At 69.6% G+C, this 22,748-nt stretch carries 19 protein-coding genes; 10 read left to right on the forward strand and 9 right to left on the reverse strand.

Annotation, left to right across the window (positions count from 1 at the left end):
* Positions 1 to 16 precede the first annotated feature (16 nt).
* Positions 17 to 496 carry an Lrp/AsnC ligand binding domain-containing protein gene (locus AC1DNF_RS13220; RefSeq protein WP_478149058.1) on the reverse strand — a complete coding sequence of 160 codons (480 nt, stop codon included), beginning with the start codon at positions 494 to 496 and terminating at the stop codon, positions 17 to 19.
* A 93-nt stretch (positions 497 to 589) separates the two neighbouring features.
* On the opposite strand from AC1DNF_RS13220, the gene AC1DNF_RS13225 reads away from it, so the two are divergent.
* From AC1DNF_RS13225 to AC1DNF_RS13235, 3 genes are all read left to right on the forward strand, one after another.
* Entirely contained in the window at positions 590 to 3,565 is a 2,976-nt protein-coding gene (locus tag AC1DNF_RS13225; RefSeq protein WP_478149059.1) for an L-glutamate gamma-semialdehyde dehydrogenase, read from the forward strand.
* A gap of 86 nt (positions 3,566 to 3,651) precedes the next feature.
* The gene (locus tag AC1DNF_RS13230; protein ID WP_478149060.1) at positions 3,652 to 4,923 is read left to right on the forward strand and encodes a Glu/Leu/Phe/Val family dehydrogenase; all 1,272 of its coding nucleotides are present in this window, start codon (positions 3,652 to 3,654) and stop codon (positions 4,921 to 4,923) included.
* A gap of 123 nt (positions 4,924 to 5,046) precedes the next feature.
* Positions 5,047 to 5,787 (forward strand): DUF2242 domain-containing protein, encoded by a 741-nt coding sequence (locus AC1DNF_RS13235; protein WP_478149061.1) that lies wholly within the window; start codon positions 5,047 to 5,049, stop codon positions 5,785 to 5,787.
* Positions 5,788 to 5,797: 10 nt separating this feature from the next.
* Here the strand turns inward: AC1DNF_RS13235 and AC1DNF_RS13240 are convergent, their stop codons facing one another.
* Together AC1DNF_RS13240 and rocF are read right to left on the reverse strand one after the other, a co-directional pair.
* Positions 5,798 to 6,193, reverse strand: coding sequence for a response regulator (locus AC1DNF_RS13240; protein WP_478149062.1), 396 nt, complete (start codon positions 6,191 to 6,193; stop codon positions 5,798 to 5,800).
* Positions 6,194 to 6,314: 121 nt separating this feature from the next.
* Positions 6,315 to 7,229 (reverse strand): arginase, encoded by a 915-nt coding sequence (gene rocF, locus AC1DNF_RS13245; RefSeq protein ID WP_478149063.1) that lies wholly within the window; start codon positions 7,227 to 7,229, stop codon positions 6,315 to 6,317.
* 199 nt (positions 7,230 to 7,428) lie between these two features.
* On the opposite strand from rocF, the gene AC1DNF_RS13250 reads away from it, so the two are divergent.
* From AC1DNF_RS13250 to AC1DNF_RS13265, 4 genes are read left to right on the forward strand one after another with little or no spacing between them, the layout of a single operon-like run.
* Positions 7,429 to 8,004, forward strand: a complete 576-nt coding sequence (locus AC1DNF_RS13250) for a hypothetical protein (protein WP_478149064.1) — start codon at positions 7,429 to 7,431, stop codon at positions 8,002 to 8,004.
* Positions 8,005 to 8,017: 13 nt separating this feature from the next.
* Positions 8,018 to 8,500, forward strand: a complete 483-nt coding sequence (locus tag AC1DNF_RS13255; RefSeq protein ID WP_478149065.1) for a phasin family protein — start codon at positions 8,018 to 8,020, stop codon at positions 8,498 to 8,500.
* 32 nt (positions 8,501 to 8,532) lie between these two features.
* A complete protein-coding gene (locus AC1DNF_RS13260; RefSeq protein ID WP_478149066.1) occupies positions 8,533 to 9,165 on the forward strand; it encodes a TetR/AcrR family transcriptional regulator in 633 nt (210 codons plus the stop codon).
* Between the two features lie 34 nt (positions 9,166 to 9,199).
* On the forward strand, positions 9,200 to 9,973 hold the full coding sequence (locus AC1DNF_RS13265; RefSeq protein WP_478149067.1) for an alpha/beta fold hydrolase: 774 nt from the start codon (positions 9,200 to 9,202) through the stop codon (positions 9,971 to 9,973).
* On the opposite strand, the gene AC1DNF_RS13270 is transcribed toward AC1DNF_RS13265, so the two are convergent.
* Together AC1DNF_RS13270 and AC1DNF_RS13275 are read right to left on the reverse strand one after the other, a co-directional pair.
* A complete protein-coding gene (locus tag AC1DNF_RS13270) occupies positions 9,970 to 13,191 on the reverse strand; it encodes a bifunctional cytochrome P450/NADPH--P450 reductase (RefSeq protein ID WP_478149068.1) in 3,222 nt (1,073 codons plus the stop codon). The two genes, AC1DNF_RS13265 and AC1DNF_RS13270, sit on opposite strands and share 4 nt — an antisense overlap.
* Positions 13,192 to 13,269: 78 nt before the next feature.
* Positions 13,270 to 13,947, reverse strand: coding sequence for a TetR/AcrR family transcriptional regulator (locus AC1DNF_RS13275; protein WP_478149069.1), 678 nt, complete (start codon positions 13,945 to 13,947; stop codon positions 13,270 to 13,272).
* A gap of 88 nt (positions 13,948 to 14,035) precedes the next feature.
* On the opposite strand from AC1DNF_RS13275, the gene AC1DNF_RS13280 reads away from it, so the two are divergent.
* Both AC1DNF_RS13280 and AC1DNF_RS13285 read left to right on the forward strand, forming a co-directional pair.
* Positions 14,036 to 17,341 carry a carboxyl transferase domain-containing protein gene (locus AC1DNF_RS13280; RefSeq protein ID WP_478149070.1) on the forward strand — a complete coding sequence of 1,102 codons (3,306 nt, stop codon included), beginning with the start codon at positions 14,036 to 14,038 and terminating at the stop codon, positions 17,339 to 17,341.
* Positions 17,342 to 17,470: 129 nt separating this feature from the next.
* A complete protein-coding gene (locus AC1DNF_RS13285; protein WP_478149071.1) occupies positions 17,471 to 17,848 on the forward strand; it encodes a YXWGXW repeat-containing protein in 378 nt (125 codons plus the stop codon).
* A gap of 26 nt (positions 17,849 to 17,874) precedes the next feature.
* On the opposite strand, the gene AC1DNF_RS13290 is transcribed toward AC1DNF_RS13285, so the two are convergent.
* Genes AC1DNF_RS13290 through AC1DNF_RS13305 form a run of 4 tightly spaced genes read right to left on the reverse strand, consistent with a single transcriptional unit; the run spans position 17,875 to position 21,483 of the window.
* The gene (locus tag AC1DNF_RS13290) at positions 17,875 to 18,600 is read right to left on the reverse strand and encodes an LrgB family protein (RefSeq protein ID WP_478149072.1); all 726 of its coding nucleotides are present in this window, start codon (positions 18,598 to 18,600) and stop codon (positions 17,875 to 17,877) included.
* 12 nt (positions 18,601 to 18,612) lie between these two features.
* Entirely contained in the window at positions 18,613 to 18,960 is a 348-nt protein-coding gene (locus AC1DNF_RS13295) for a CidA/LrgA family protein (RefSeq protein ID WP_478149073.1), read from the reverse strand.
* 22 nt (positions 18,961 to 18,982) lie between these two features.
* Positions 18,983 to 20,509, reverse strand: coding sequence for an FAD-linked oxidase C-terminal domain-containing protein (locus tag AC1DNF_RS13300; RefSeq protein ID WP_478149074.1), 1,527 nt, complete (start codon positions 20,507 to 20,509; stop codon positions 18,983 to 18,985).
* On the reverse strand, positions 20,506 to 21,483 hold the full coding sequence (locus AC1DNF_RS13305) for a LysR family transcriptional regulator (RefSeq protein WP_478149075.1): 978 nt from the start codon (positions 21,481 to 21,483) through the stop codon (positions 20,506 to 20,508). Before AC1DNF_RS13305 ends, AC1DNF_RS13300 begins: the two co-directional genes overlap by 4 nt.
* A gap of 182 nt (positions 21,484 to 21,665) precedes the next feature.
* Between AC1DNF_RS13305 and AC1DNF_RS13310 the strand changes: the two genes are divergently transcribed.
* Complete coding sequence (locus AC1DNF_RS13310; RefSeq protein ID WP_478149076.1) at positions 21,666 to 22,742, forward strand: Ldh family oxidoreductase; 1,077 nt, start codon at positions 21,666 to 21,668, stop codon at positions 22,740 to 22,742.
* Positions 22,743 to 22,748 lie beyond the last annotated feature (6 nt).

Here is a 22,748-nt window from a genome sequence, read left to right on the forward strand (position 1 = left end):
TGCGCGCACTTCATGTCTATACGGCCAGGGGGATGCGGGCGCTGCTCTTGACCTCTTCCATCACCGCGTAGGTGCGCGTCTCCCGCACGCCTGGCAGCTGCCACAACACCGTGCCGGCGAATTCGCGGTAGGCCGCCATGTCGGCCATGCGCGTCTTGAGCAGGTAGTCGAAGCCGCCAGCCACCATGTGGCACTCCATGATCTCGTCGCGCACCTGCACCGCGGCCTTGAATTCATCGAACACATTGGGCGTGGTCCGGTCGAGCAACACCTCCACGAAGACAGTGAAGCCCCGGCCCAGCTTGTGCGGATCGAGCCGCGCCTCGTAGCCCTGGATGAAACCCTCGCGCGTGAGACGCTGCACGCGCGCCAGCACGGCCGTCGGCGAGAGCGAGACGGTCTCCGCCAGCTTGAGATTCGATATCCGCCCGTCTTCCTGAAGAATCTTCAGGAGTTTCAGGTCGATGCGGTCCAGATCGGGGGCGGCATGGCTCATGAATGGTGAATTATCCAGTTTGAAGGCAAATTTTGGTGAATAACTCGGCAGAAGAACGAGGAGCATTGCCGCATTGACTACCGAGCCACTGCCATGCGCCTGCCCACCCCTTACCGACCTGAAGCCGACATCGTCGCGCATCGACTTGCTTCGCTGAATCACGCGCTGGACTGGGTTGCCGCCGAGGCGGTCGCCACGCCCTGGGTGCGGGCCGTGCGGGACCGGCCGCCGCCTTTCTGGGCCATGGAAAGCCTGCTGCGCGAATATCCGATCTCCACCGCGGAAGGCTTGGCGCTCATGCGCCTGGCCGAAGCGCTGCTGCGCGTGCCGGATGCCGAAACCGCGATCGCGCTCACGGCCGACCAGCTGGACCGCGCGGACTTCGACGGCAGTGCCGACTCGACCCTGTCGCGACTGTCGTCATCGGCGATCGCGCTGTCGAAGAAATTCCTCCCCCATGCGTCGGACGATCCAGGCCAGGCGGCATCGCAGCCCGGCGTGATGGCCAGGCTGGGCGCCCGCACCGTGGTGGCCGCCACCCTGCGCGCCGTGCAGCTGCTGGGGCGGCAGTTCGTCCTCGGCCAGACCATCGACGAGGCCATGGCGCAGGCGCGCTCGGCGCACCGGAAGCAGGCCGCGCTGCGCTTCAGCTACGACATGCTGGGCGAAGGCGCGCGCACCGATGCCGATGCGCTGCGCTACCTCGACAGCTACGTCAACGCGATTCATTCGATCGCGGCCGGCGCCGACCGCGCGGCCGCGCCCGAGCACAACGACGGCATCTCCATCAAGCTCAGCGCGCTGCATCCGCGCTACGAGGATGCCCAGCGCGAACGCGTGATGCGCGAACTGGTGCCGCGCGTCTGGCAACTGTGCGCGCTCGCGGCCGACGCCCGCCTCAATCTCACCATCGACGCCGAGGAAGTCGACCGGCTGGAACTCTCGCTCGACGTGTTCGAGGCGCTGGCCGCGCGGGTCGCCGCCGAGCGGCCGGACTGGCGCGGCTTCGGCCTCGCGATGCAGGCGTACCAGACACGCGCGCTGGAACTGGTCGAGCACGTGACCGCCATCGCGCGCAAGTACAAGCTGCGCCTGATGTGCCGTCTCGTGAAGGGCGCCTACTGGGACGCCGAGATCAAGCGCGCCCAGGAACTCGGCCTGCCGCATTACCCGGTCTTCACGCACAAGCACCACAGCGACGTGAGCTACCTGGCTTGCGCGCGTGCCCTGCTGGCCGCGCCCGACGCGATCTATCCGCAGTTCGCGACGCACAACGCGGGCACCATCGCCGCGATCCTGCAGATGGCGGGGGAGGCCCCGTTCGAACTCCAGCGACTCCACGGCATGGGCGAGGGCGTCTATCGCGAAGTGATGAAGAGCACGTCGGCGCCCGTGCGCGTGTACGCGCCGGTCGGCCAGCACAGGGATCTGCTCGCCTACCTGGTGCGCCGGCTGCTGGAGAACGGCGCGAATTCCTCCTTCGTCAATCAGCTGGGCGACGCGTCGGTCGGCGTGGATGAACTCCTGGTGTCGCCCCTGTGGGTGGACCCGAAGGCCTCGCTGCCGATGCCGCTCGCGCTCTACGGCCCGCCGCCGGCGCGTCGCAACAGCGCCGGGGTGGATCTCACCGTCGAGTCGATGCGCGCACCGCTCTTCGCCGCGCATGCCGAGACGAGCGTGCCCCGAGTTCCCGAATTCGATGCGCGGCAGGCGGCCGATGCCGTCGCGCTCGCCGCCGCGAGCTATCGCGGGTGGACGCGGACACCGGTCGCGCAGCGCGCCGCCGCCCTTCATCGCGCCGCCGATGCGCTCGAAGCCGGCCTGCCGCGCTTCTGCGCCCTGCTGGTCAAGGAGGCCTTCAAGACCTGGGGCGATGCGGTGGCCGAGGTGCGCGAGGCGGTCGACTTCCTTCGCTATTACGCCGACGAGGCGGAGCGGATCATGCAGCCGGTCGAGTTGCCCGGCCCGACGGGCGAGAGCAACGAGTTGCGGCTGACCGGGCGGGGCCCCTGGGTGTGCATCAGCCCGTGGAACTTTCCGCTGGCCATCTTCCTGGGGCAGGTGGCCGCGGCGCTGGCCACCGGCAATACGGTCCTGGCCAAGCCGGCCGAGCAGACCCCGGCCATCGCCTTGGAGGCCGTCAAGCTGCTCCACGCAGCCGGCGTGCCCGCAGACGCCGTGCAGTTGCTGCATGGCCCGGGCGAGACCGTCGGTGCGGCGCTGGTCGCGGCGCAGGGTGTGGCGGGCGTCGTGTTCACCGGTTCGACACCGGTTGCGAAGATCATCCACCGCGCCCTGGCCGCCAAGGAGGGGCCGATCGTCCCCCTGATCGCCGAGACCGGTGGCATCAACGCCATGGTGGTGGATTCCAGCGCCCTGCCCGAGCAGGTGGTCGATGCGGTCGTGCAGAGCGCCTTCCGCTCGGCCGGCCAGCGATGCTCGGCCTTGCGCCTGCTGCTGCTCCACGAGGGCATCGCCGACCCTGTCATCGAGATGATCCGCGGCGCCGCCAGCGAACTGATCGCGGGCGACCCGGCATCGCTGGCGACCGATGTGGGCCCGGTGATCGACAGCGAGGCCTTCGAAGGCATCCAGCAGCACCTCCAGCGCCTGGGCGCGCAAGCCCAGGTGGTCGTCGCGCGGGCGTCGAGCGCGAAGGACATCCCCAACCTGATACCGCCGCATGCCTTCGAGCTGCCCTCCATCGAGAGCGTCAAGACCGAGATCTTCGGCCCGGTGCTGCACATCGTTCGCTGGTCGGGCGATCCCCAGGCCGTGATCGAGAGCATCAACCAGCTCGGCTTCGGCCTCACGCTGGGCATCCATACGCGCATCGACAGCCGGGCGCTGGCCATGGCCGCGCGGGCGCATGTCGGCAATGTCTATGTGAACCGCAACATCATCGGCGCGGTGGTGGGCGTGCAGCCTTTCGGCGGCGAGGGCCTGAGCGGCACCGGCCCGAAGGCGGGCGGTCCGCATTACCTGCTGCGTTTCTGCGCGGAGCAGACGCTCACCATCAACACCACCGCGGCGGGCGGGAATGCGGCGCTGCTTGCCGCAAGCGCATAACGCCCAACACTTCGCGCATGAGGCATGGCGTGGCGCTCGCCACGCGGCTATCGTCCGCTCTCCTATCAACAGCAAGGGATCAACACATGAGCTTTGAACTGTCTTACGTCCATCCGAGCGCCAACAGCCCCTGGGGCACTTACCTGTCGCAGATCGATCGGGTGGTGCCGTACCTGGGCGAGCTGGCCCGCTGGGTCGAGACACTCAAGCGCCCCAAGCGCGCGCTGATCGTCGACGTGCCGATCGAGATGGACGACGGCTCCATCGCCCACTTCGAGGGCTATCGCGTGCAGCACAACCTCTCGCGCGGGCCGGGCAAGGGCGGGGTGCGCTTCCATCCCGATGTCACGCTCGAGGAAGTGATGGCCCTGTCGGCCTGGATGACGGTGAAGACCGCGGCGGTGAACCTGCCCTACGGCGGTGCCAAGGGCGGCATCCGGGTCGACCCGAGGAAGCTCTCTCTGAAGGAACTCGAGCGAGTCACCCGCCGCTACACCAGCGAGATCGGCATCATCATCGGCCCGCACAGCGACATTCCGGCGCCCGACGTCAACACCAACGCCCAGATCATGGCGTGGATGATGGACACCTACTCGATGAACGTCGGCGGCACGGCCACCGGCGTGGTCACGGGCAAGCCGCTGCACCTGGGCGGATCACTGGGCCGTGTCAAGGCCACCGGCCGCGGCGTCTTCGTCACCGGCCGCGAGGCGGCGCGACGCCTGGGGCTCGACCTGCGCGGCGCCCGCGTGGCGGTGCAGGGCTTCGGCAACGTGGGTTCGGTGGCGGCGGAACTCTTCGCCGAGGCCGGCGCGAAGATCGTCGCCGTGCAGGACCACACGGGCACCATCGTCAACGAGAAGGGCCTGGACCTGTCCAAGCTCATGCCCTTCGCGCGGACCGACGGCGTCGTGGGCTTCAAGGGCGGCGACGTGGTCGACAACGAGGACTTCTGGGACGTGGCCTGCGACATCCTGATTCCGGCGGCCCTGGAAGGCCAGGTGACGGCCGAGCGCGCGCAGCGAACCAAGGCCCGGCTGGTGCTCGAAGGCGCAAACGGCCCCACCGTCCCGAGCGCCGACGACATCCTGGCCGAGCGCGGCGTGCTGGTGGTCCCGGACGTCATCTGCAATGCGGGCGGCGTGACGGTGAGCTACTTCGAGTGGGTGCAGGATTTCTCGTCCTTCTTCTGGGACGAGGACGAAATCAACGAGCGGCTCGACCGCATCATGATGAACGCGCTCCACGGCATCTGGGACACGGCCGACAGGCACAAGATCAGCCTGCGCACGGCCACATTCGCGGTCGCCTGCGAGCGCATCCTCATGGCGCGCCAGGAACGCGGCCTCTATCCGTGATCCCATGACGCCCTGAAGCGTCAGGGCGGGGAACGCCGGGCCCGCGGGAATGTCCAAGCGAAGCCGCCGGCCCAAACCGGCGGCGCACGCTAGCATTCCCACTTCGACATTTCCAGGCCCGCCATGCGTCTTCCGCTTTCGTACACCGCTGCCTTGCTCGTCCCGCTGGTTCTCGCCGGCTGCGGGAGCACATCTTCGAGGCGCACCTCCTACGAGCCGGAAGAATTCGATTCCACCACGACCCATACGCGCAGCTATGCCGCCAGCGAGGCCCAGACCTGCGAGGCCGCGCGCCGTGCGCTGCTGAGCCAGGGCTACATGATCACGACGGGCAATTCGGACCTGGTGACGGGGCGCAAGAGCTTCCAGCCGGACGCCGAAGTGCATGTGGAAGTCGAGTTCCGCGTCGTGTGCGCCCGCGAGAGCAAGGCCGGCAGCCGGGGTGCGGGCAACGCCCAGAGCACCGTCGCTTTTGCCAGTGCGCTGCAGGACCGCTACGGCATCAAGAAGGTCAACAACTCCGCCAGCGTGGGCGTGGGCATGCTGGGGTCGCTGTCGCTTCCCTTTTCGTCGAGCGACGATGCGCTGGTCAAGGTGGCGAGCGAGACGCTCACCGACGATCGCTTCTACGACCGCTTCTTCGCCCTCATCGATCGCTTCCTGCCGGAGGTCGCCGAAAGCGTGCCGGCGCCCCAGCCAGCAGCGTCCCCCCAGGCCCATGTGCCGGCCAGCCCACCTGCAGCCGTCGGCACGCCGGTCGGCACACCTGCCGCCACGCCCGCGAGCGCACCCTCGGGCGCGCCCACCTTCGCGCCTGCCGAACCGGCGCTGCGGCCCGTTCCCTTGACGCCCTCGCGCGGCTGAGTCTCCGCGCTCAGGCGGCGGCCGCGCTGTCGCCGACCTGCCGCAGGGCTGCTTCGAGCTGTTCGACGTCGTAGGGCTTCTGCAGCCAGAAGGTCCCGGGAATCGGATTGTCGGGGCGGGGCCGCCCCGTCGCGAAGATGACGGCCAGCCGATGGCGGGCACGGAGCGCTTCGGCCAAGTCCAGGCCCGACAGCGCGGGGAGGCCGACATCGGCCATCAGGACGTCGAAGGCGCCTTCCAGATAGCGGTCCTTGGCGGTTTCTGCGCTTCGAACCCCGGTGGCCCAGTGACCGAGCAGGCGGAGCATTTCCACTGTGGCCTCCAGCGTGTCTGGATCGTCTTCCACCACCAGCACGCGCAGCTGTCTCAGCGGCTCGCCGCCGTGCCCTTGCGGATTGCCTGGCATCGTTTCGTGTTCTTGTCGGTTAAAGCATCCAGCTTACGGACAACTGGCTGCGGCGGCATACGACAAATTCACCTTTGTTCGTAGGAGACCGGCCTTGCCCGCGCAGGCGCCGCCGCGGGTTTCAGCGGCGCACCAGCGTCGACTTGCCGAACAGGCTCTCGATCAGTTCCACGGCCACCTCGGCCGTGCGGTTGCGCACGTCCAGCGCGGGGTTGAGCTCGACCACGTCGAGCGAACCGAGCCGGCCCGTGTCGGCGATCATCTCCATGCACAGCTGCATCTCGCGCCAGGTCGGACCGCCTCGCACGCCGGTGCCGACGCCGGGCGCGTAGTCGGGGTCCAGGCAATCGAGGTCGAAGCTCACATGCAGGTGGGTGTCGTCGTCCACGTCCTGCAAGGCCTCGGCCATCGTCGCCCGCATGCCGTTCTCGTCGATGCGGCGCATGTCGAACACATGGAGGCCGAGCGCGCGGATGGCGGCCTTCTCGTCGGCGTCGACGCTGCGGATGCCGAGGAAGCGAATCGCGTCGTGCTCCAGGGCCGCGCGCTCGCCGCTCCAGCCGGTGAGCGCGGCCGGGCCGTGCCCGAGCAGGCAGGCGACGGGCATGCCGTGGATGTTGCCGCTGGGGCTGGTGGCCTCGGTGTTGACGTCGGAATGGGCGTCCAGCCACAGGACGCGCAGCTTCTGATGGCGCTGGCGCACGTGCCATGCGATGGCGCTGATGGAGCCGATCGCCAGGCAATGGTCGCCGCCCAGCAGGATCGGCAGGTGGCCCGCGCCCAGCGCCTGGTCGACCGCGTCATAGACCGAGCGGTTCCAGGCCACCACTTCATCGAGGTGGCGCAGGCCGCCCTGCGGCGCGGTCCACGGCGTCGCGGGCCCGGCCAGGTTGCCGCGGTCGATGATGGAGAAGCCGAGATTCGCCAGCGTCGCGGCGATGTCGGCGACCCGCAGCGCATCGGGCCCCATGCCGGCGCCTCGCACGCTGGCACCCACGTCAGTGGGTGCGCCGATGAGTTGAAGGGTGGCGGTCATGGGCCGAGTGTACGGAGATCGCGCGCAGATCGCGGGTAAGCCCGAGGCGCCGCGTGCTCGCGGTGCCCGCCCGTCGTCGTAGCATCGCGCTGGCGGGAAATTGGGCCAGATGGACTAACTATCGAACCGTTCTAGTTTTTCAGGCCTAGGGCTTTGCGAAGAAGATGACCCCATCGACTTCTTCCTCAAGGAAACCAGCATGACCACCACGCAATCCAGCGCCGACGCCAGCCTCTCGGCCATCGCCATCCACGTCATCGGCCAGTACAACGATGCGGGCAAGACCCTGGTCAGCGCCTACCGCAGCGGCGCGCATCGCCTGCTGGACGGCGCTGCCTCGCGCTACGGCCAACTGCTCGGCAAGCGCCGGCTCCCGCTCGTGGGCGAGGACCTCAAGACCAGGCTGATCGGTGCGCAAGAGAAGGTCAGTGGCTTCCTGGCCAGGCGCCTCGATGCCGACACCGGTCGCGTTGTCTCGGTAATGGACCGTGTCGCCACCGGCGCCACGAGCGGCATCGCCTCGGTCGCCAACGTGGCCGCGCGTGTCGAATCGCCACTGGGCGCCTCGGTGCTGAACACGCTGGGCAGCCTCCACATGCCCATCGCCAAGGTCTCGATGCAGATCGCCGACCGGATGGCGGCCGGTGCCAGGCAGATCGAAACCCGCGTGGCCGGCACGACGACCGTCGCCGGCAAGGTCAAGACCGTGAGAGCCAAGGCCAAGCCGATGGCCCGCCGCGCCGCGCCCTCCACCCGCGGGGCTCGCAAGGCCTGATCGGGAGCAGAGCATGGCGAGTCGCCGCGACGGCACTGTCGATGTGAAGAAGGCGGCCCCGCCCGCCAAGGCAGCCCGGAAAGCGACGCCCGCCCGCAAGGCGGCGCCGCGCAAGACCGCGCGAGCCAAAGGAACGGCGAGCGCCGGAACGGCCGCGCCGACCCGGCCCGCCGGCGCCAAGGCCTTGCTGCGTGCCGGGCTGACCGCCCTGGGCAATGTTCGCGATGACGTCGTCAAGCGCCAGACCAACGTGATCGAGAGCCTGCTCGGCATGAGCCAGGGCAAGGCCGATGCGGGCGCCGCGCCGGCACGCGGATTCCCGGGCCTCGACAGCTTCGGCATCCGCAAGTTCGAAGACGTGTTCGACCAGCGCGTGGCAAGCGCCCTGCAACGCCTGGGCATGCCGAGCGCGCAGGAGATCCGGGAGTTGCGCGAACAGATGCGGCTGCTGCTCGAACATCTCGAGCGGGCCGAATCCGGCCGGCGCAAGCGCTGAGGCCCGACGGTCGAGCCCAGAGCCCAGACCCCGTGGCCAGTTCCAACACGCGCGAACGCATCCTGCAGGCCAGCCTCGCGCTCTTCAACGTGCAGGGCCTCGCGGCGGTGTCGACGCACCGGATCGCGGCCGAACTCGAGATCAGCCCCGGCAACCTGCACTACCACTTCAAGGCCAAGCAGCTCATCGTCGAGCGCCTGTTCCGGCGCTTCGAGGAAAGCCTCGAGCTTCTCAATGCGTCATCGGGCTCGGTGCGCGCGATCGACGATCTCTGGCTTGCGCTGCACCTGCGTTTCGAGGCCATCGATGCGTACCGCTTCGTCTACCGCGACATGGCTTACCTGTGCGCCGAATACCCCGCACTGGGCGCGCGCGCGCAGGCACTGACCGCGCAGAATCTGCTGGCGGCCCAGTCGCTGTGCGAGACGCTGGTCGCGGCCGGCGTCATCGAGGCCACCGCCGAGGAGGCGCAGATGCTGGCCCTGCAGATGGTGTTCACCACCACCTGCTGGCTCTCGTTCGAGCGCCTGGTGCCCGGGCGCGAGGCCTCGGGGCAGGCCGACCCGGGCTTGGCGGCTTTCTATACGCTCACGCTGGTTTCCCCTTATGTTTCCCGCGAATCGAGGGCCTATCTTGAGTACCTCAGAGGCAAGTACCTCGGCTAGCCGGAGGTCCACGACGAATGACAAGGAGCAACGCATGATGACCGCCGCCCACGAACCCATCGCCCCGCCTTCGCGCCTGCTCCTCCTCGCCGAAGGCCGTGCGATCTGGGAGGCCGGCGCGGCCTTGGCCTTGTGGCCCCTGCTGCAGCTTGCACCGCGCGGTGACGGCCACCCGGTGCTGGTGCTGCCGGGCCTGGTGGCCAGCGACATGTCCACCAGGCTGCTGCGGCGCTACCTGCGGGGCCGTGGCTACGACGCGCACGGCTGGGGCCTGGGCCGCAACCTCGGGCCGCGCGAAGGCATCGAGCAGGGCATGGTCCGCAAGCTCGAATCGCTGCACGCCGAGAGCGGCCGCAAGGTCAGCCTGATCGGATGGAGCCTGGGCGGCGTCTATGCGCGCATGCTGGCTTCGAGCAAGCCGGAGCTGGTGCGCAGCGTGATCACGCTGGGCAGCCCCTTCACCGGCAGCGCGCGCGCAACGAACGCATGGCGCGTCTATGAAGGCTTGAGCGGCCAGAGTTCGGAAGACCCGCGGCGCATGAAGCACGTGAGGCCGACGCCGCCGGTGCCGACCACGTCGATCTTCAGCCGCAGCGACGGCGTGGTCGCATGGCGCTGCAGCGTCGAGGCAACCGGCCCCAGGGCGGAGAACATCGAGGTGGTGGCAAGCCACCTGGGCCTGGGCGCGCACCCGGCCGTGCTCTATGCGCTGGCCGACCGGCTGGCGCAGCCCGAGGGAGCCTGGAAGCCCTTCGACCGCGGCGCACTGGGCCCGCTGGTCTACCCCGACCCCGCGCGCGAGGGCTAGGCTCCCGCCCAGACGTCCAGCACGTAGCGTTTGTCGGCGATCATCCGGTCCATCCAGTCGCCGCCCTGGCCGTGCTCGCGCGCCATGTCCGACAGGGCGCGGCGCACGTCCGGCTCCATGCGCGAGCCGTCGCCGCACACATAGACGATCGCGCCCCGTTCCAGCAGCCGCCAGACGGGCCCGGCCTGCTCGCGGATCAGGTCCTGCACATACACCTTGCGCCCTCCGGCGCGCGAGAACGCGGTGTGCAGCCGCATCACGCCGCGCTCCGCCCAGCCTTCGAGCTCAGGCGCGTAGATGAAGTCCTGCCCGGGATGCCGGCAGCCGAAGAACAGCATGGCCTCGCCCGGCCTGGCGCCCCCGGCGATCTGCGCCGCGCGCTCCTGCAGGAAGCCGCGAAAGGGCGCCAACCCGGTGCCCGGCCCGACCATGATGATCGGACGCGCCGCATCCTCGGGCAGGCGGAAGCCCTCGGCCGTCGTCTCCCGGATCACGCCGTGCACCATGTCGCCGGGCTGGGCTCGCGAGAGATAGCTGGAGCACACGCCCTCGAAGCGCCCGAGCCCGGAGCGCGCGGGCTCCGAGACCACGCCGACCGTGATGCTGCAGCGGCTTTCGTCCACCACGGGCGAGGACGAGATCGAGTAGTAGCGCGGCGTGAGCGGCGACAGCATCTCCAGGAACACGGCCAAGGGAAGCCGGCACGCCGGGAACTCCTCGAGCAGGTCCAGCACCGACTTGCGTTTCTGCAGCACCTCGGTCTTGTACAGCGCGGCGGAGGCTTCATCGGCGCCCGAGAGCGCGGCCAGCTTCGGCTTCGTGAACGGGCACTCGGTGTGCGCCGCGAGCAGCGCGATCTGCTTGCGCGTGGCGGCGTCCTGCAGCTCCACGTAGTCGCCGAGCAGGCGGTCGACCGCGATCACTTCGTCGACCGGCAGCGCCGGCTTGCGGCCCGCGGCGGCGTGCAGCCGGACATGGGCGTTGCGCTCGAGCCCGAAGCGGGTCATCGCGCGTTCCACCTGCGCCGGGCCGTTGCGCGGCACCACGCTCAGGTGGTCGCCGGCCCGGTAGCGAAGGCCCTCGGGCAGCTGGAGTTCGACGTGCCGCGTCGAGCGCGCGGGCGCCGCGCCGTCCTCGCCGGCACTCTGGAGCTCGCGGTTTGCCAGCACCCGCAATGCCACGGCGCCGAGCGAATCGACCAGCGCGTTCTTCTGGGGCGGCGGCAATTCCTCCAGCGCGTACAGCGGCTCGACCAGGGCCGGTGTGTCGGCGCCGGCCTTCAGGTCGAAAGCCGCGACCAGCGCCGGCCACAGCGCATCGCTCCAGTCCTGGAAGGCGCCATCCATGTCCTCGCGGGCATCGCCCTCGCCGCGCGCATGGACGCGGGTCGCGCCCAGCGCGGCCAGGCGCTCGTCGATGCGGCGCGGTACCGCCTGGTAGGTCGCGGCCCAGTCGGTGTTGCCGCAGCCGAACACGCTGAAGCGAACGCCCTTGAGCGAGTCGTCGGCCGTGTCGAGCCAGCGTTGGAATTCGGCCGCGTTGTCGGGCGCCATGCCGTTGTAGGAAGCGCAGACGACGGCGACGGCGCCGCTCGCGGGCAGGCGCTGCGCGTAGTCGTCGAGCGAGGCGAGCCGGGTCGAGAAGCCGCGCGTCTCGCCGGCCTCGGCGAGTTGGCGCGCGAGATCCTCGGCGGTCCCGAGGTTGGAGCCTTGCAGCACCAGCAGCGAGGTGCCGTGGCGCGCGGCCCGCGGCCCGGAGGAGGCCGGCCGCTCCACGGCCGCYGGCACCGCTTGCGACGCGCCGGCATCGCCGCGCCCGCGCGCGGCCGCCTCGCGCGGCAGCGCCTTGATCCGGAAGCCCTCGGGCTTGATCGTCAGCGCTTCCTTGATCCTGAGCTTGTAGCCCGCGTGGTCGACCAGCGTGAAGCGCTGGAGGATCATCCCCAGCGTGAGCACCGCCTCCTGCAGCGCGAACTGGCGGCCGATGCAGGCGCGCTGTCCGTTGCCGAACGGCTTGAAGGCATTGGGCGGCCGCTCGCGCTCGGCTTCGCGGCTGAAATGATCGGGATTGAACTGATCCGCGTCCTCGCCCCACACCGTTTTGTCGCGGTGCAGCGCCAGCGCATGCATGATGATCATGTTGCGCTTCCTGATGGTGTATTGCCCGCCGATGATCGTGTCTTCCTTCGCGGCCATCGCGATCGCCGGCGCGGTCGGGAACATGCGCAGCGACTCCTTCAGCACCTGCAGTACGTAGGTGAGGCGGTTGACCTGCGCGTAGGTCGGCTTCACCGCCGGATCGGGGCCGAACACGTGGTCGACTTCGGCCTGGGCCTTCGCCATCGCATCGGGGTTGTTCAGCAGGAAGTAGATGGCGAAGGAGAGCAGGCCGCTGGTCGTCTCATGCCCCGCGATCAGGAACTCGATGCACTCGTCGCGGATCTGCCGGTCGTCGAGCCGCTCGCCGGTCTTCTTGTCGACCCCCGCGATCATGTAGCTCAGCAGGTCGGGCTTGGTGGCGATGTCGGCGCCGCTCTCGCGCCGCTCGCGCACGATGTCCTCCACCATCTTGTGCATGTAGCGCACGTCCTTGCGCTGCTGCGCCAGCTCCTTCTTGAGCATGAGCTCTTCCAGCGGAATGCCGCGGCGGTTCTGCACCGTCTCCAGCGTGCGCACCATCGCGTCGACGAAGGGGTGGAAGCCCTCGCGGTAGAAGGAGTTGAAGCGGTAGCCGAAGCCGCACAGGCCGATGGTGTCGAGCGTGAGCGCGGTCATGTCGCGCACGACGTCCACTTCATCGTCGAAATTCAGGCGCTCCCACTTGGTGACGAGCTGCCCGGCGATGTCCAGCATCATCGGGTGATAGGCCTGCATCGCCCGCTGGCTGAAGTTGGCCAGAAGGATGTTGTGCGGCTTCGACCAGGTCGTCTCGTGCGTGTCGGAGGTGAAGAGGCCGTGCGACAGGGCGCGCAGGCGGCGCAGCGTGCCCTTGGTGCTCTTGTCGAAGCGCTTCTCGTCGCACAGCTCGTCGACCAGCGCGGCCGACGACACGACGATCACCGGCATGCCCGGCATGTCGAGCCAGTAGATGGCGCCGAGCTCCTGCGCGATCTTCCACATGTCCAGCACCGGCGAATCGGAGCCGATGGACAGCAGGTTGCCGACGAAGGGCTTCTTCGCCGGATGCGGGATCGGGTAGAGCGCGTTCCTGCCTGCCATGGTGGTCTGGTGCCTCCGGGTAAAGCGCTCGCGCGCGACACCGGAGTATCTCGACGCGACCGGGCGCGTCGGGCAGGGCTATCCCTTAGCGGGCCGCTCGCGCAGCCCCAACACCCGCATGGCGAGCTTCGTGAGTTCCGCCGCCACGGCATCGGGCGAGAGGCGGCCGTCGGGCCGGTACCAGCTGTAGAGGAAGCCGGGCAGGCTGCAGGCGGCGAGAGCGGTGATCCGGGTTTCGCCGAAGTCGAGGTCGCCGTCTCGCCGCGCCTCTTCCAGCAACGGGAAGAGCCGGTCGTAGAAATGATGGGCGAGCTTCTTCTGCGCGGCGATGTATTCGGGCCGGTAGACCTGCGGCTCGCGGTAGGCGAAGAAGGCGCAGGGGTGATGCGCGATCGTGGCGCGGATCAGCCTTTCGATGCCGTCCTTGACCTTGTCGACCGCGCGGCGCGCGTCGTCCTCGGCGAAGTCCAGCGACGTGAAGCAGTCGACCGCGGGCCGCCAGGAGAGCGTCTCGAAGATCTCCTGCTTGTCGCGGAAGTAGTAGTAGACGAAGGGCTTGGTCACGTCGAGCGCGCGCACGATCTGCGCCATGGTCGTGTTGGCATAGCCTTGCGCGGCGAAGAGTTGCGCCGCGGCCTGCAGGATGCGCTCGCGCTGCACGTCGGTGCCGGCCGTGGCGGCACGCTGGCGGCCCGTGCCTTGCGGAAGATGGTCGCGCGCAGAGGGTTTGTGCTGTGTCGCCGAAGTTCTACCCATGAGTAGGATTGTTCGTGCGTCATGGGGCGATGGCAAGCGCCGGCCCCTATCGATAACCCTGTGAGCATGACGCGCTGGGAGGCTTTCGTTGTTCAAGAGGATCCTCGTCGCCAACCGCGGCGAAATCGCGGTACGGCTGGTGCGCGCGCTGCGCGATCTCGGCATTGAGAGCGTGGCCGTCCATGCGAAGGACGACGCGTCGCCCCTGCATGCCCGGCTGGCCGACACGTCGGCGCCGCTCGCGGCGGCCGGTCCCTCGGCCTATCTCGACATCGCGGCGCTCATCGCGGTCGCGACGCGGCAAGGCTGCGACGCGGTGCATCCGGGCTACGGCTTTCTGAGCGAACGCGCGGACTTCGCGCAGGCCTGTGCCGATGCGGGCTTGCGCTTCATCGGCCCGACGCCCGAACAGCTCGCGCTGTTCGGCGACAAGGCGCGCTCGCGTGCGCTCGCCCGGCAATGCGGGGTGCCCGTGATGCCCGGCAGCGCGGGCGCCGTGACCCTGGCGCAAGCGCAGGCCTTCTTCGCGGCGCAACGGGCCGACGGTGCCAGCGGCGTCATGGTCAAGGCCATCGGTGGCGGCGGCGGCCGCGGCATGCGGGCCGTGCGCGATGCGGCCGAACTGCCCGAGGCGTATGCGCGCTGCGTGTCGGAAGCGAAGGCGGCCTTCGGTGTCGAGGGCGTCTACGTCGAGCGCCTCATGCACGACGCGCGCCACATCGAGATCCAGGTGCTGGGCGACGGTCAGGCAGCGGCGAGCCTCGGCGAGCGCGAATGCACCCTCCAGCGGCGCTTCCAGAAACTGGTCGAAGTCGCGCCGAGCCCGACACTCTCGCCGTCGCTGCGCGACGCGTTGACGCAGGCGGCGCTGAGCATGGCGCAGGCTGTGGGCTACCGGGGCCTGGGCACTTTCGAGTTTCTGGTCGATGCGCATGCGACGGCGCTGCCCTTCGTCTTCATCGAGGCGAATGCGCGCCTGCAGGTCGAGCACACGGTGACCGAGGCCGTGACCGGGCTGGATCTCGTGCAGCTCCAGATCGGCATCGCGGCTGGCCGCAGTCTGGAGGATCTCGGTGTCGAGATCGGCCGCACGGCCGCGCAGCGCGGCTTCGCCGTGCAGTGGCGCATCAACGCCGAGACGTTCGACGCGCAAGGCGCAGCCCGGCCCTCCAGTGGACTGCTGACCCGCTTCGAACTGCCGGCGGGTCCCGGCGTGCGTGTCGACACGCATGGGTACGTGGGGCTTGCGCCTTCTCCGCACTACGACACCTTGCTCGCCAAGCTGGTCGTTCATTCGTCCTCGCCGCGATTCGGCGATGTGCTGCGACGTTCGCTGCGCGCGCTCGCGGAATGCCGCATCGAGGGCATCGCAACCAACCTGGCGCTGCTGCGCGCGATCGCGATGCGGCCCGAGTTCGCCACGCAGGCGATCCATACGCGCTTTGTCGAGACGCACCTGGCCGACCTGCTCGCGGCGGCCGTGCACATCGGCGCGAGCGACGCCGAGGTGGCCACGCCCGCCGCGCTCGCCAGCGACGCCGCAGCGCCGGCGCGGGATGAGGCGGGCGGCCTCGTCGTCAAGGCCCCGATGGCCGCGAGGCTGGTGCAGTTCGAAGTGGAAGCCGGCGACATCCTGCCCGCCGGCGCGCAGCTCGGCGTGCTGGAGGCGATGAAGATGGAGCATGTTCTTCACGCGCCGGCGGCCGGTCGTGTGATCGCGCTGCTGGCGACGCCCGGCGACTATCTCGTCGAGGGTCAATCGCTCGTCAGGCTCGAAGCGGTCGACGCACGGGCTGTGGCGGGCGAGGCGCGCGCCGCGCAGGACCTCGACGCGATCCGGCCGGACCTGCGCAAGGTGATCGATCGCCACGCGCCGACGCTCGATGCCCACCGCGCCGCCGCGGTCGCGAAGCGTCACGCGCAGGGCGGGCGCACGGCGCGCGCCAACATCGCGGACCTGTGCGCGCTGGCCGACGACCCCGGCAACTTCACCGAATACGGCGCGCTCGCGATCGCGGCGCAGACACGGCGTCGCGCACTGGACGACCTGATCGCCAACACGCCGGCGGACGGCATGGTGACGGGCATCGGCAGCGTGAACGCCGCGCGCTTCGGCCCCGAGAAGTCCCGCTGCGTGGTCATGGCCTACGACTACACCGTGCTCGCGGGCACGCAAGGCCTGCGCAACCACCAGAAGACCGACCGCATGCTCGGCATCGCGCACCGCCTGAAGCTGCCGGTGGTGCTGTTCGCCGAAGGCGGTGGCGGACGCCCGGGGGACACCGACATGCCCATCGTCGCCGGCCTGAACAACCACACCTTCAGCCAGTTTGCTGCGTTGTCCGGCAAGGTGCCGGTGGTGGGCATCGCGCACGGCCGCTGCTTCGCGGGCAATGCGGCGCTGCTCGGCTGTGCCGACGTGATCATCGCCACCGAGGCAAGCAATATCGGCATGAGCGGTCCCGCGATGATCGAAGGCGGGGGCCTCGGCAGCTTCGCGCCCGAGCAGATCGGCCCGAGCGGCGTGCAGGCGGGCAATGGCGTGATCGACATCCTGGTGAAGGACGAGGCCCATGCGGTCGCGGCGGCGAAGCAGTACCTCTCGTACTTCCAGGGCGCGACGAGCGACTGGCAGTGCGAGGACCCGCGCGCCTTGCGCCATGCGGTGCCGGAGAACCGGTTGCGCGCCTACGACATGCGTGCCGCGATGCGCGGCGTGGCCGACACCGGCTCGCTGCTGGAGCTGCGCTCGGGCTTCGGCGCGGGCATCGTGACCGCGCTGGCACGCATCGAGGGCAAGCCCGTCGGCCTGCTCGCGAACAACCCCCATCACCTCGGCGGCGCGATCGACGTCGACGCCGCCGACAAGGCAGCGCGCTTCATGCAGCTGTGCAATGCGCACGGCCTGCCGCTGGTCGCCCTGTGCGACACCCCGGGCTTCATGGTCGGCCCGGACATCGAGGCGCAGGCGCAGGTGCGTCACGTGTGCCGCATGTTCATGGTCGCATCGCATCTGCGCGTGCCGTACTTCGCTGTCGTGCTGCGCAAGGGCTACGGCCTGGGGGCGCAGGCCATGACGGCCGGCGGCTTCGATGCGCCGGTGTTCACGGTCGCCTGGCCCACGGGCGAGTTCGGCGCGATGGGGCTCGAGGGCGCGGTGCGGCTCGGCTTTCGCAAGGAGCTCGAGGCCGTGGCCGAGGGGGCGGAGCGCGATGCGCTTTTCAGGCGACTGGTGGCGCAGCAGTACGCGAACGGCGAGGCGATCCACATGGCGCAGACGCTGGAGATCGACGCCGTGATCGACCCGGCCGACACGCGTGCCTGGCTGGTGCGCGGGCTTGCATCCTCCGCATCGGCCACCCGCCCGGCGACGACCTTTGTCGACACCTGGTGAGGTCGAAAGCGCCAGGAAGCACCCAACATGAGGGGATGCAGCTTTACACAAGACTTCGCGCAAGGCTTACAGGAAATTCACAGAGGCAGGACAGCATCGAGTCTTCCAATCACTCATGAGGAGTAGCCCATGAAGAAACTCGTTCTCAGCCTTGCAGTCGGCGCCGCTTCCTTGCTGTCGCTGGGCGCCGTGGTCGTGCCAACCGTCGCGCAGGCGCAGCCCGCGATCATCATCCGGACGCCGCCGCCACCGCCGCCGCGTGTGGAGCGCGTGCCGCCACCGCGTCGCGGCTTCGTGTGGGCGCCCGGCCACTACGAGTGGCGGCACGGACGGCACGCCTGGGTGGAGGGCGGCTGGGTACGCGCTCGCCCCGGCTACGCCTACCGTCCGCCGGAGTGGCGCGAACACGATGGCCGCTGGGAATACAACCGCGGCCGTTGGGACCGCGATGGCGATGGCGTGCCGGATCGCTATGACCGCAGGCCGGACAATCCCAACCGCAGGTGAACGCGGCTGAGGCAAGTTCCCGAGCTTCAGAAGAGCCGGAATACCAGCGGCATCAGCAGCGCCGCGAGCACGACCTGCATGCCCAGCGCGAGGCCCGCATAGGCGCCCGCGTTGGCATCGACGTGCAGCGCGCGCGCCGCACCGATGCCATGCGCGGCGGTACCGAGCGCGAAGCCGCGCGCAGCGAAGCCCGGGGCATCCGTTGCGATGCCCAGCGCATCGAAGAGATACTTGCCCGAGAGCGCCCCCACCATTCCCGTGAGCACCGCGAACACGGCCGACAGCGCGGGAATGCCGCCGATCTTCTCGGAGATCCCCATGGCCACCGGCGCCGTCACCGATTTGGGCGCGAGCGACAGCACCACGTCGTGCGGCAGGCCCACGGCCCAGCCCAACGCCACGGCTGTCCCCGCGGCTGCCGCGCCACCCAGCAGCGCGGCCATCAGCACGCGCCCGAAGCGCGCGCGCAGTTCGGCGCGCCGCAACCAGAGCGGCCAGGCCAGCGCCACCACCGCCGGCCCTAGCAGGAAGTGGATGAACTGCGCGCCGGCGAAGTAGGTCTGGTAGTCCACGCCCGTGGCCAGCAGGCCGCTCGCCAGGGCGATGACCGACCACAGCACCGGGTTGGCCCAGGGCGCGCTGCCGAGCCTCGCGTAGGCGGCCTGCGCCAGCAGGTACACCACCAGCGTGGCCGTGAGGCCGAAGAGCGGCGTGGCGGAGAGATAGATCCAGAGTTCGACGAAGCGTGGCATGGATGGACGGCCTCAGGCCTTCTTCTTGCGGTCGGGCCAGTACAGGACCAGCACCGTGACGGCAAGGCCGATCCAGGTCGACACGGCGATGACGAAGAGCATGCGTCCGCCGTAGGTGCTCAGGAGCGCGAGATGCGTCATGACGCCCACGCCCACCGGAACGAACAGCAGCGAAAGGTGGGTGAGAAGGAAGCTGGCGCACTCGCCCACCGGCTCGCGCACCACGGCGAAGCGCAGGCCCACGAGCAGCAGCACCAGCCCGACCACCGGTCCCGGCAGGGGCAGGGACAAGCCGCGCGAGAGCAGTTCACCGATCGATTGAAACACCAGCAGCCAGGCCATGCCGCGCAAGCCGTTCATCGTGCGACTTCTTTCCGGTGTATCAGAAAAGCGGGAGATCCGGGTGCGGCAGGCGCCCGCCGCGCACCACCTGCTTGCCGTATTCCGCGCAGCGCTGCAGCGTCGGGATGGCCTTGCCGGGGTTCAGCAGGCCTGCGGGATCGAAGGCGCGCTTGACGCCGAACATCTGCTCGTTCTCCTCGGCCGTGAACTGCACGCACATGCTGTTGAGCTTCTCCACGCCCACACCGTGCTCGCCCGACACCGTGCCGCCCATCGCGACACTGGTCTCCAGGATGTCCGCGCCGAAGAGTTCGCAGCGGTGCAGCTCGTCGGGATCGTTGGCATCGAAGAGGATCAGCGGGTGCAGGTTGCCGTCGCCCGCGTGGAAGACGTTGCAGCAGCGCAGGCTGTACTTCTTCTCCATCTGCTGGATGGCGAGCAGGATGTCGGCCAGGCGCTTGCGCGGGATGGTCGAATCCAGGCACATGTAGTCGGGGCTGATGCGGCCCGAAGCGGGGAAGGCGTTCTTGCGGCCGCTCCAGAACTTGAGGCGTTCCTCTTCGTTCTCGCTGCACGCGATCGCGGTGGCGCCGCGGGAGCGCAGCACCTGCGTCATGCGGCCGATCTCTTCCTCGACTTCCTCGGCCGTGCCGTCGGATTCGCACAGCAGGATGGCCTCGGCCGTGAGATCGTAGCCGGCGCGCACGAAGTCCTCGACGGCGGCGGTCATGGGCTTGTCCATCATCTCCAGGCCCGCCGGGATGATGCCCGCCGCGATGACGGCCGCGACCGCATCGCCGGCTTTGCGCACGTCGTCGAAGCTGGCCATGATGCAGCGCGCGATCTGCGGCTTGGGCACCAGCTTGACGGTGACCTCGGTGGTCACGGCCAGCATGCCTTCGCTGCCGATCACGAGCGCGAGCAGGTCGAGGCCGGGGCTGTCGAGCGCCTCGCCGCCGAACTCGATGGGGTCGCCCTCGCAGGTGAAGCCGCGCACGCGCATCACGTTGTGGAGCGTCAGGCCGTACTTGAGGCAGTGCACGCCGCCGGAGTTCTCCGCCACATTGCCGCCGATGGTGCAGGCGATCTGGCTCGACGGATCGGGCGCGTAGTAGAGGTTGAAGGGGGCGGCCGCCTCGCTGATCGCGAGGTTGCGCACCCCGCACTGGACGACGGCGGTGCGGCTGACCGGATCGACCTTGAGGATCTGGTTGAACTTGGCGAGCGAGAGCGTCACGCCCGCCGCGTTCGGCATCGCGCCGCCGGACAAGCCGGTGCCGGCGCCGCGCGCCACGACGGGTACACCGAGGGCATGGCAGGTCCGCAGCACGGCTTGCACCTGCGCCTCGGTCTCCGGCAGGGCGACGACGAGCGGCCGCTGGCGATAGGCCGTGAGGCCGTCGCATTCGTAAGGCGTGGTGTCTTCGGCATGCCAGATCAGCGCATGCGCGGGCAGATGGGCCTGGAGGGCGTCGACGACGCGGGACTGGAGGGCCGAGCCGGGCGCGGCCGCGCTTGGGCTCGCGGGTTGGACGGTGCGCTCGGCGATGGCGTTGGCTGTGCTCATGGCGAGACTGTACGGCGAGTCGGGGCCGGTCGCTCGATGCGGGTCGGCGCGGCATGCAAAAAGGGCTTCGCGGAGGCGAAGCTGAATACGCCGTCGGCTGCGAGCCGGTCGCACTCGGCCCGCACCATGTCGTGCATCGCCGACAGGCCCGGCGCGTCCGTCCGCTCGGTGCGGCTGGCCAGCACCAGCAGCCGGCTGAGCTGCACGCCCGAGATCTCCGACAGGCGCACCTGCCGCGCCGCATGGGGCTCCTTGAAGACCGACACCGGCATGACCGTCGCCCAGCGGCCCTGCAGCACGAGCTCGCGGATCGTGTCCACCGAGTCGATCTCGGCCCGCAGGTCCAGCCGCGCGCCCAGCGGCGCGAGCTGGCGCTCGACGAGGCCGCGGTGGAGGTTGGTCATCAGCAACGGGATGCGCGCCAGCTGCGCCAGCGACACGACCGGGTCGAGCCCCTGGTCCAGGTGCGTGACCAGCGCGAAGGGTTCGCCCAGCAGGGGGCTGAGCGTCAGCGAACGGCCGGGCTCCGGGTTGGTCACGACCGCGATGTCGATGCGCCCGCGCTCCAGCCCGTCGAGCAGGACCGGCGTGAAGGCTTCGCGCACCACCAGGTTGACGCCTGCAAGCCCGTCGTGGCAGCGCTCGAACACGCCCGGCAGCAGGACGCGTGCAAGCGTGGGCGATGCGCCGAGGGTGATCGATGCCGGGCGGCCGTGGTCCTGCCCGGCCAGCAACTGGCGCACCCGCGTCGATTCGGCCAGCATGCGGCGCGCCGATTCGTACAGCGTCACGCCGCCCGGCGTCAGTCGCACGCCGCGCGACGAACGCTGCAGCAGCTGCATGCCCAGGTCCGCCTCCAGGTCGCGAAGCTGGCGGCTGAGCGCGGGCTGGGCGATGGACAGCGACACCGCCGCCGCGCTCAGGCTGCCGGCGTCGGCGATGGCGACGAAGTAGCGCAGCGTGCGCAGGTTCATGGCGAGGGGCGGTGCGGAGGCATAGCGCAATGATATGGCCGGCGACATTTTCGGTATTGGACGGCCCTGCCGCGCGTTCCTAGACTGGCCGCCCGGGCACCCGACCGCGGCGGGCCCCTCAGCACGACGAAATGGAGACGAGGCCGCGGCGGGCGCGAGAGCGCCCGCGCCGGCCGTGCCGCATGGCAACCGATAGCAAATACGTATGGATTGCGGGCGAGCGCCTGCGCTGGTTCATTGCCGGGGCGCTGACGCGCGTCGGGCTGCCCCCCGCCGATGCCGACAAGGTCGCCGCCCTCATGGCCGATGCCGACCTGCAGGGCTCGGACGGCCACGGCATCATTCGCCTGCCGCAGTACGTGCAGCGCATCCAGGCCGGCGGCATCAATGTCCGCCCCGATATTCGCGTGGTGCGGGAACGCGCCGCCATGGCCGTGGTGGACGGCGACAACGGCATGGGCCATCTGGTCGTGTCGCGCGCGGTCGAACTGGCCATCGAGAAGGCGCGCGCGGCCGGCGTGGCCTGGGTCGGCACCCGCGCCAGCAACCATGCGGGGCCGGCCTCGCTCTACGCGCGCATGCCCGTGGCCCACGACATGATCGGCCTCTATTTCGCGGTCGGCAACGCCAACCACCTGCCGCCCTGGGGCGGCATGGAGATGCTGCTGTCCACCAATCCGATCGCCGCGGGCATTCCCGCCGGCGACGAGCCGGCGGTGGTGCTGGACATGGCGACGACCGTGGCCGCCTACGGGAAGGTCAAGGCCAAGGCCAAGCGCGGCGAGCTCATGCCCGAAGGCTGGATGATCGACCGCCAGGGGCGGCCGCTGACCGATCCGAAGCGCGCGCACGAAGGATTCCTGATGCCGATCGGCGGGCACAAGGGCTACGGCCTCGCGCTCATCGTCGGCCTGCTGGCGGGCACCTTGCAGGGCGCCGCCATGGGCCGCGACGTTGTCGACTTCAATGCCGACCATGTCACGCCGACCAATACCGGCCAGGCGATCCTGGTGATCGATCTCGCCGCGTTCGGCGGCGCCGCGCCCTTCAAGGCCGCCGTCGACGCGCTCGTGCGCGACATTCGCGACAGCGAACGGCTGCCGGGCGTGGAGCGCATCTGGCTGCCGGGCGAGCAGAGCCACGGGCGGCGCGCCGAATACAGTCGCTCGGGCGCGCCGGTGGCCGCGGCGCTGGTGGAGGAGCTGGACCAGCTCGCCATCCGGCTCGGCATGCCGACCCTGCGACCTTCGGCCGGCTGAGCCCGC

It is taken from the genome of Variovorax sp. 01T432 (assembly GCF_056398605.1).

What these genes read in the sequence shown, in the direction of transcription:
- AC1DNF_RS13255 (WP_478149065.1), top strand. Translation starts at nt 8,018, where the DNA reads ATGGCGAGTCGCCGCGACGGCACTGTCGATGTGAAGAAGGCGGCCCCG.
- AC1DNF_RS13285 (WP_478149071.1), top strand. Translation starts at nt 17,471, where the DNA reads ATGAAGAAACTCGTTCTCAGCCTTGCAGTCGGCGCCGCTTCCTTGCTG.
- AC1DNF_RS13295 (WP_478149073.1), bottom strand. Translation starts at nt 18,960, where the DNA reads ATGAACGGCTTGCGCGGCATGGCCTGGCTGCTGGTGTTTCAATCGATC.
- AC1DNF_RS13230 (WP_478149060.1), top strand. Translation starts at nt 3,652, where the DNA reads ATGAGCTTTGAACTGTCTTACGTCCATCCGAGCGCCAACAGCCCCTGG.
- AC1DNF_RS13310 (WP_478149076.1), top strand. Translation starts at nt 21,666, where the DNA reads ATGGCAACCGATAGCAAATACGTATGGATTGCGGGCGAGCGCCTGCGC.
- rocF (WP_478149063.1), bottom strand. Translation starts at nt 7,229, where the DNA reads ATGACCGCCACCCTTCAACTCATCGGCGCACCCACTGACGTGGGTGCC.
- AC1DNF_RS13300 (WP_478149074.1), bottom strand. Translation starts at nt 20,509, where the DNA reads ATGAGCACAGCCAACGCCATCGCCGAGCGCACCGTCCAACCCGCGAGC.
- AC1DNF_RS13220 (WP_478149058.1), bottom strand. Translation starts at nt 496, where the DNA reads ATGAGCCATGCCGCCCCCGATCTGGACCGCATCGACCTGAAACTCCTG.
- AC1DNF_RS13225 (WP_478149059.1), top strand. Translation starts at nt 590, where the DNA reads ATGCGCCTGCCCACCCCTTACCGACCTGAAGCCGACATCGTCGCGCAT.
- AC1DNF_RS13290 (WP_478149072.1), bottom strand. Translation starts at nt 18,600, where the DNA reads ATGCCACGCTTCGTCGAACTCTGGATCTATCTCTCCGCCACGCCGCTC.
- AC1DNF_RS13250 (WP_478149064.1), top strand. Translation starts at nt 7,429, where the DNA reads ATGACCACCACGCAATCCAGCGCCGACGCCAGCCTCTCGGCCATCGCC.
- AC1DNF_RS13240 (WP_478149062.1), bottom strand. Translation starts at nt 6,193, where the DNA reads ATGCCAGGCAATCCGCAAGGGCACGGCGGCGAGCCGCTGAGACAGCTG.
- AC1DNF_RS13235 (WP_478149061.1), top strand. Translation starts at nt 5,047, where the DNA reads ATGCGTCTTCCGCTTTCGTACACCGCTGCCTTGCTCGTCCCGCTGGTT.
- AC1DNF_RS13265 (WP_478149067.1), top strand. Translation starts at nt 9,200, where the DNA reads ATGATGACCGCCGCCCACGAACCCATCGCCCCGCCTTCGCGCCTGCTC.
- AC1DNF_RS13305 (WP_478149075.1), bottom strand. Translation starts at nt 21,483, where the DNA reads ATGAACCTGCGCACGCTGCGCTACTTCGTCGCCATCGCCGACGCCGGC.
- AC1DNF_RS13275 (WP_478149069.1), bottom strand. Translation starts at nt 13,947, where the DNA reads ATGGGTAGAACTTCGGCGACACAGCACAAACCCTCTGCGCGCGACCAT.